General features: G+C 43.0%; 2 tRNA genes. Both read right to left on the bottom strand.

The features are described from left to right. Nucleotides 1-188: 188 nt before the first annotated feature. Nucleotides 189-264: transfer RNA gene (locus tag ATN88_RS04290), tRNA-Ala, on the bottom strand. A gap of 35 nt (nt 265-299) precedes the next feature. After that, nucleotides 300-376: transfer RNA gene (locus tag ATN88_RS04285), tRNA-Ile, on the bottom strand. Between the last annotated feature and the right edge of the window lie 10 nt (nt 377-386).

Genomic DNA, 386 nt, shown 5'->3' with positions numbered 1-386 from the left:
GTTTTGCTTTCGCAAAACCCAAGAACACTTGAATGTGTTTTGCGTCAATTCTTTCGAATCAACATTTGAGAACTTTACAAACAAACTTAATAAGTTTGTTTAGTCAGCTTTCCAGATTTTTAAAGAGCATGTGATGGTTCTTTCGAACGACCACTTTTTAAGAACACTTAGCAAATGTGCTTAAAGAGTGGTGGAGCTATGCGGGATCGAACCGCAGACCTCTTGAATGCAAATCAAGCGCTCTCCCAGCTGAGCTATAGCCCCATCAATAAACTTAGTATTCCAACTTCAAAAGAAGTTGGTGGGTCTGAGTGGACTCGAACCACCGACCTCACCCTTATCAGGGGTGCGCTCTAACCACCTGAGCTACAGACCCGACTAAGTGT

Origin of the sequence: Enterovibrio coralii (genome assembly GCF_001559595.1) — a bacterium.
GTDB lineage: Bacteria > Pseudomonadota > Gammaproteobacteria > Enterobacterales > Vibrionaceae > Enterovibrio > Enterovibrio coralii.
This window is presented reverse-complemented; position numbering and strand designations above follow the sequence as displayed.